This is a genomic window from Arthrobacter sp. P4_H3 (genome assembly GCF_056400885.1).
This window is the reverse complement of sequence record NZ_JBFUKK010000022.1, coordinates 66,912-73,492: the sequence shown is the minus strand read 5'-3', so window position 1 is coordinate 73,492 and position 6,581 is coordinate 66,912. Positions and strand designations below refer to the sequence as shown.

The window sequence follows — 6,581 nt, the reverse complement described above, 5'->3', positions numbered from 1 at the left end:
CTGTCATGCTGTGGGTATGGACGGCAAAGCAGTTGCGGAGACGTTGGAGGCCATGGCGGCCTCCCTTGTTGCTCTGGCTGCATGTGCCCGTCGCGGGGCCGGGAATGTGGCTTCGAGTCCCAACCCTCTTCAGGACGAAGCGGACGCATGCCTGGACGGTATGACTGCGGCGGGCAGTATGGAAGCCATGATGGCTGCGCTGAAAGTGCACTTCGCCGACGGATACGCCCACGCTGCCGCGGCCATGGCGGCAGCGGCCGTTTCCCCGCAGGAGCGCACCGCCCGGGAAATGGCAGTGACAGCAGAGGTGGCCTGTGCCCTGACTGTGAGCGAAAGATCGGCAGCGGCGTTACTGGCTGAGTCAGCCACCCTGACCACCCGGTTGCCCCTGACGCTGTCTGCGCTGCGGTCAGGGAGCATTTCGTGGCAGCATGCGCGAGTCATGTGTGATGAAACATCCGGTCTGGACCCGGCCGCGGCTGCGGCCTTGGAGGCTCATTTTCTGGACCCCGAAGCTCCCTTTGCTGCGCGGGGCTGCCCGGCGGGGGAACTGGTGCCGGGCAGGTTCCGGGCCAAGGCGCGCAGCTGGCGTGAGCGGCACCATCCCGTAAGCCTCGAAGCGCGCCACCGCAAGGGCGTGCAGGACCGTCGGCTGGAATTGGTCCCGGACCGGGACGGCATGGCCTGGCTCTCGGCCTACGTGACCGCGGATGTGGCAGCTGGTGTTTGGTCCCGTGCCACGGAAGCGGCGCGTGCCCTGCAGGGGCCGGCCGAATCCCGGACCCTGACCCAGCTCCGTGCGGACGTCGCCGCCGACTGGCTGCTGGCCGGCGTCGCCGAGGGTGTTCCGTCGCCGAAGGCACAGGTCTTGGTGACCGTTCCGGTGTTGTCGCTCCTGGGCGCCGKGGCGGAACCGGCCATGCTGGATGGGTATGGTCCAATTCCGCCGAGCATGGCCCGCCGGCTTGTCGCGGATGGTGCGGGATCCTTCCTGCGCGTGCTGACGGATCCGCGCAGTGGAGCGCCGTTGGAGATCGGACGCACCAGCTACCGGGTTCCAAAGGCGATGCGCCAATGGTTGCGGCTTCGGGATGSCCGGTGCCCCTTTCCCGGCTGCAACAACCACTCCTTGGACAATGAAGCGGACCATCTGCTGGCCTGGTCCGAGGGAGGCGGCACCGGCATCACCAACCTGGGCCAGCCATGCCGGAGGCACCACAGACTCAAACACACCACTGCGTGGAGGCCGGTTAACGCCACCCGGGACCAGCCACCCGGCTGGATCTCACCCGCAGGACGCTCCTATCCCAGCGAACAACAGGATTGGGAACCACCGCACTGGCCGGACCACGCCGGCCACGCGGGTGAAGACCCGGAACGGGAACCGCCCGACTGGCCGGACGTACTTCCCCCGGACGTACTTGCCGGTGCCACCGGCCCGGGAGCGACCGGGCCACCATTACCGGTGGATCCCTTGCCTGACTGGGCACTATCCATCGCGGCGTAGGACCGACGGCGCGGGACCGACACTGCGCTGTCCTGCCCGTTGCGGGCCCTATACTCAAGAGTCCAATCCGGACGGCCTTATCGGGGGAGACATGGACGACGGGACTAATGTGCCTGCACACGAAACGCAGCGACTGCCGCCGGTGTACCTGGAAGTGCCGCACCAATCCGGTTTGCCGGGTGCTCCGATATCCAAACTCCTGAACACCGGGCTCACCGCGGCCGAAGCCCACATCGTCTCCGAACCAGCCCCCGTCCAGTACGCCACCACATCACAGAAGCGCACCCGGGACATCTTGGGTGTCACGTGGATCCTGGCGTGCATTACCGCAGGCGTGATGCTCGGCGTGTACGCAGACGCGGCAGAAGGACCCTACCAGGGGGAAGCGGACTGGGCGCTTGTGGTGCTGGGAATCATCGCACCGTTCGCCGTCGTCTTCAGCTTCTACCCGCACTGGCAGGAATGGCGGCACAAAAAACGGCACAAGGCGTGGGTTGTCCGATTCATCGCGTCGTGGCCGCTGCGCGAAAAGCTGGCGAGCGTGGAGAGTATCCCCGACGTGTGGCAGCGCATCACCGTGGGCACCATGGCTGACACGCTGGCGGCTGATCGCGAGGCCATACTGCTGCAGGGCGGCGGCGCTGCCGGCGAAGTTCCCGCCCGGCTGCTAACCGACGCCCTTACCGCAGTAGGCAATTATGCCCGGGCAGCAACCCTGGATCCGGAGTTGCAGGCGGCGGCCCAGCAGGCTGTTGACCGGTTTAGCGAGCTGGCCGGACGACGCCGGGAACACACCCCGCTGTCAGACCCATCGTCAATGCCCGGCCAACAGGTGCGGCGGCGCCGTACCGGCCCCATCAACGACGTCGGCCGCCTGCCGGAATAGCTCAACTCACAACCTGTTCAAAAAGTCCTCAGCAAACCGCCTGACACCGTCCCACTCCGTGTACACGTAATCGTGCGATGTGTCCGTGTCCAGGGTGCCCTTGTCGCTGGCGATCTTTTTCATCACGTGGCGTTTGAGGAATCCGTACTGCGTGTAGAGGAGTGCCCCTCCGAAGAGTCCCACTTGGGCCGGACGCCAGCCCGTTTCAGCCTCGAACTTCTCGACGTAACTCTCCGCGTTTTCGGCGTCCCCGTGCGCGGCCAGGCTGACGGAGAAGAGCGCGGACGGAAGGCGTTCCAAGGCGGCGCTGTTCTTCCGCACGAAGTCCCGGACGTAGTCTTCGTGTTTGCCCATGTGGACCGACGCGCCGACGATAACGGCGTCGTACCCGTCTGGGATAGTGTCCCCGGCCTGCTTGATGTCCGCCGCATCCGCGCTGTGTCCGTGTGCTCGCACCACGTCCGAGATGTACTCGGCGATCTTGGCTGTCTGACCCTCGGTGGTCCCGTAGGGAAGGTAGATATTGGCCATGGTTGGCCTCCTTGTGCTGCCGGCCCGCGCGCGAAGAGGGCCTCGCCTGAATGAACCACGGACTGCCTCACACCAGTCTGTCAACGCGCGGGGATGCGGCCGTAGGGTCGAACGTCCCGGAACAGGAGCCGGCCAGTGCCCCTTCCGCCGGCACACGGACCAAGGCAAACGGACGACGGCGGGAAGTCCCGCCGTCGTCCGCCAGTGCTTGGACTGCTTAGAGTGCGCCCTGGTGCGCGGTCCCGGCGGGGATCGGCACCAGGCGGGTGACCTCCACGGGTTCTGCCAGGAGTCCCTCGAGCGAAGCGTTGAGCCGTTTGACGGCATCGCCGGCGCCGTGGGCGTCGAGCAGCTCGGCGCTGTCCCATTTTTCAATCATCATGATCTGCCCGTTGGGTGATTCATGGATCGCGTACAGCTGGCAGCCCGGCTCTTCGTGCACTTCCGCAATCGCGGGGGAGAGTGCGGCGACCACCTGGTCGTAGGTGCCGTCCTTAGGGGTGAATGCTGCGGTGACAATGATGGTCATCGGTGACTTTTCCTTGTGTGGGGATGAGATGAGGCTTGGTTTGAACTGCCAGCGTATGGCTGGCTTGGGAAGCGCCGCCGTTTAGCCACGCATGGGCAGCATTCCGGCGTCTGAGACCTGGTCGGATGGTGCCAGGTTCGCGCCGGTTTCGCTGTCGAAGTAGCTGGCCATGCGGGCCTCGAGGCTTACCGTGCAGGGATCTCCTGCCATCAGGCGGGTCTGTCCTGTCTGACGGATCCAGATGAGGTCGTCCTGGTTGAGCTCCCACAGTTTCAGGTCCAGGGCAGGGTCGGGCTGGACGCCGATCAGTGTGTCCGCGCCGAGGTCCTCGATTCTCCGGACCGTTCCGGCGAGGCCGGGCCCGTCGACGTCGGCGGAGACCGCGAGGTGTTCCGGCCGCAGGCCCAGGGTCACCGTACCGGCCGCGAGCTGGAGCCCTTCCGGTTCCGGGAGCCGGACCCCGCCGAGCACGGGCTGCCCGTCGGTCACCGTCGCGGCCATGAGGTTCATGGGCGGGCTGCCGATGAACCGGGCCACGTACGTGTTGGCGGGGCGCGTGTAGATCTCCTGCGGTGTGGCGTGCTGCTGCACGATGCCGTTGTGGAGAATGACGATCTGGGTGGCCATGGTCATGGCCTCGACCTGGTCGTGCGTGACGTAGACGAAGGTCTTCCCCGTCAGCCTGTGCAGCCGGACGATTTCTCCCCGGAGTTCCGCGCGGAGCTTGGCGTCGAGGTTGGACAGCGGCTCGTCGAGCAGGAACATTGAGGGGTTGCGGATCAGGGCGCGAGCCAGGGCAACACGCTGGCGCTGGCCGCCGGACAGCCCTCCGGGCTTGCGGTTCGCGTAGTCGTCCAGTTCCAGCATGGAGGAGACATCGGCGACCTGCTTGACGATGTCCTTGGACGAACCGAAGATGCGGCGCGCGAAGGTGCTGATGCCGGGGATGTGGTGCCAGGCCTTGAACTTGTCCAGCGCCAGGGGAAAGGCAATGTTTTCGCGGACTGTCAGGTGCGGATAGAGCGCGTAGGACTGGAACACGAAGGCGATGTCGCGTTCGCGCGGGCTTTGGCGGTTCACCCGGAGGTTGTCGAAGATGACGTCGCCTGCGCTGGCGTCCGTGAGCCCGGCAATGATGCGGAGCAGGGTCGATTTTCCGGATCCCGACGCGCCGAGCAGGACGAGGAATTCGCCGTCGTCGACCTCGGCGCTGAAGTCGTGGATGACCTGGGTGTCCCCGAAGCGCTTGCTGATGTTGCGTAATGAGAGCTTTGCCATGATCAACCTTTGACTGAGCCGGCCGTGAGGCCCGAGACGATACGACGCTGGACAAGGAGGAAAAAGATCAACGCCGGGAGGGTGAACAGCAGGGCCGCGGCCATGACGGAGTTCAGGGAGGTCAGGTACTGGCCGATGAAGGAGGCCAGGCCCACGGACGCGGGCCAGAGGTCGCGTTCGGCGATGAACGTCTTGGCCAGGAGGAACTCGTTCCATCCGTCAAAGAAGTTGATGACGGCGGCCGCGGCGATGCTGGGCAGAATCAGCGGGGTGAGGACCAGCGACAGGATGGTGACGCGGGGGCACCCGTCGACCGCGGCGGCCTCTTCGATCTCGTAAGGGATCGCATCGATGGCCCCCTTGATGATCCACACGCTCACCGGCATCGTAAAGGCGACATTGGCGAGGATCAGGCCGCCCATACCGTTGAGGAGGCCCATCGATGCGAACAGTGCGTAGATGGGGACCACCAGCAGCGCCTCGGGCAGCATCTGGGTGGCGAAAAGCAGGAACCCTGCCGCGCCCTTGCCGTAGAACTTGAACCGCGACAGCGCGTAGCCGGCCAACACCGCGAAGACGAGCGAGAGCAGCGTGGTTCCGCCGGCGATGACCATGGAGTTGGTCAGCCATTTGAAGATGGGGACGCTGCCGATGACGTCGCCGAGGTCCGCGAGCCGTTCCCAGTGCGGCCACCAGCCCTGGGCCTGGCCGTAAAGTTCGGAGTCCTGGCTGAGGGCCGTGTTCAGCATCCAGTAGAGCGGGAACCCGGAGAACAGGACCAGGGCGGCCAGCATGACGTAGCGGGCGGGCTTGCTGAAGTTCCGCGTGCCCGGAGCCTTCAGCCGCCGCTTGTGCGGGGCCGTGCGGAGGGCTGGTTGTGCTTCTTTCGTGGTCATTGTTCTAGGCCTCCTTGGCGGCGTTGCGCCGTTCCATCATGAAGTAGACAACGGTGACCATCAGCGACAGAACCAGGCCGAGGGCGCCGATTGCTGCCGCGCGGCCCAGCTCCTGGTTGCTGAAGGCCTGCCGGTAGACGTTGACGACGAGGGTGTTGGTGCTGTCCACGGGGCCGCCGCCGGTCAGGAGGTAGATGATCTCGAAACGGCGGATGGACCAGATCGTCATGAGGAGCGTGACCACCCTGACGGTGGGGGCGATGTGCGGCCAGGTGACGGCCTTGAAGGTTTCCAGTGCTCCGGCACCGTCCATGCGGGTGGCTTCGTAGAGTTCGCTCGGGATTGACTGGAGTGAGGCCAGGACCACGAGCATAACGAGGGGCATGACCTTCCAGACCGAGGTCAGGACGACGGCGGCCATGCCGTACTTCGGGTCGACCAGCCAGCCCTGCTGACCGATGCCGAGCCCGCCGACCACTTCGTTCAGGACGCCGTCGGAACGGTTGAAGATCCAGCTGAAGATCAGGGCGGTGGCCACCGTGGGGACGGCCCAGGGGAGGGTGATGATGGCCCGGACGAGGGTGCGTCCCTTGAAAGCTCGGTTCAGGAGCAGGGCGGCGCCGGCCCCGATCGCGACGGCGAAGATGACCGTCGCGGCCGTGTACAGGATGGTGGCGCCCAGCGAGTTGTAGAACTGGGGACTGCTGAGCAGCCGGGAGTAGTTTTCCAGCCCGATGCCGGTTCCGCCGTCGGGCTTGACCAGCGGAGTCTTGGTGAAGCTGAGCTGGACGCCCTGCACCACGGGAATGATCATAAAGATGATCAGGTAAACGACGGCCGGGCCGACGTAGATGTACGGGGAAATCCTCTGCCACATGTGATGCCGGGAAGGCGCATCCTGTATCGGAGGCTGCGCCACGGTGGGCGGGGAGATCGAAGTTCGGAGCGACATTG

At 65.5% G+C, this 6,581-nt stretch carries 7 protein-coding genes; 2 read left to right on the top strand and 5 right to left on the bottom strand.

Annotation, left to right across the window (positions count from 1 at the left end; translation table 11 throughout):
* Nucleotides 1-52 precede the first annotated feature (52 nt).
* Together AC1DRE_RS21835 and AC1DRE_RS21830 are read left to right on the top strand one after the other, a co-directional pair.
* Nucleotides 53-1,507, top strand: a complete 1,455-nt coding sequence (locus AC1DRE_RS21835) for an HNH endonuclease signature motif containing protein (protein WP_476986593.1) — start codon at nucleotides 53-55, stop codon at nucleotides 1,505-1,507.
* A 91-nt stretch (nucleotides 1,508-1,598) separates the two neighbouring features.
* On the top strand, nucleotides 1,599-2,393 hold the full coding sequence (locus tag AC1DRE_RS21830; RefSeq protein ID WP_476986588.1) for a hypothetical protein: 795 nt from the start codon (nucleotides 1,599-1,601) through the stop codon (nucleotides 2,391-2,393).
* 6 nt (nucleotides 2,394-2,399) lie between these two features.
* Here AC1DRE_RS21830 and AC1DRE_RS21825 read toward each other — a convergent pair whose 3' ends face one another.
* The 5 genes from AC1DRE_RS21825 to AC1DRE_RS21805 form a co-directional block, all read right to left on the bottom strand.
* Complete coding sequence (locus AC1DRE_RS21825) at nucleotides 2,400-2,924, bottom strand: flavodoxin domain-containing protein (protein ID WP_476986587.1); 525 nt, start codon at nucleotides 2,922-2,924, stop codon at nucleotides 2,400-2,402.
* Nucleotides 2,925-3,141: 217 nt separating this feature from the next.
* Nucleotides 3,142-3,453 (bottom strand): putative quinol monooxygenase, encoded by a 312-nt coding sequence (locus AC1DRE_RS21820; RefSeq protein WP_364125470.1) that lies wholly within the window; start codon nucleotides 3,451-3,453, stop codon nucleotides 3,142-3,144.
* 81 nt (nucleotides 3,454-3,534) lie between these two features.
* Nucleotides 3,535-4,731 carry an ABC transporter ATP-binding protein gene (locus tag AC1DRE_RS21815; protein WP_476986586.1) on the bottom strand — a complete coding sequence of 399 codons (1,197 nt, stop codon included), beginning with the start codon at nucleotides 4,729-4,731 and terminating at the stop codon, nucleotides 3,535-3,537.
* Nucleotides 4,732-4,733: 2 nt separating this feature from the next.
* Entirely contained in the window at nucleotides 4,734-5,627 is an 894-nt protein-coding gene (locus AC1DRE_RS21810) for a carbohydrate ABC transporter permease (RefSeq protein ID WP_476986585.1), read from the bottom strand.
* Nucleotides 5,628-5,631: 4 nt separating this feature from the next.
* Entirely contained in the window at nucleotides 5,632-6,579 is a 948-nt protein-coding gene (locus tag AC1DRE_RS21805) for a carbohydrate ABC transporter permease (RefSeq protein WP_476986584.1), read from the bottom strand.
* Nucleotides 6,580-6,581 lie beyond the last annotated feature (2 nt).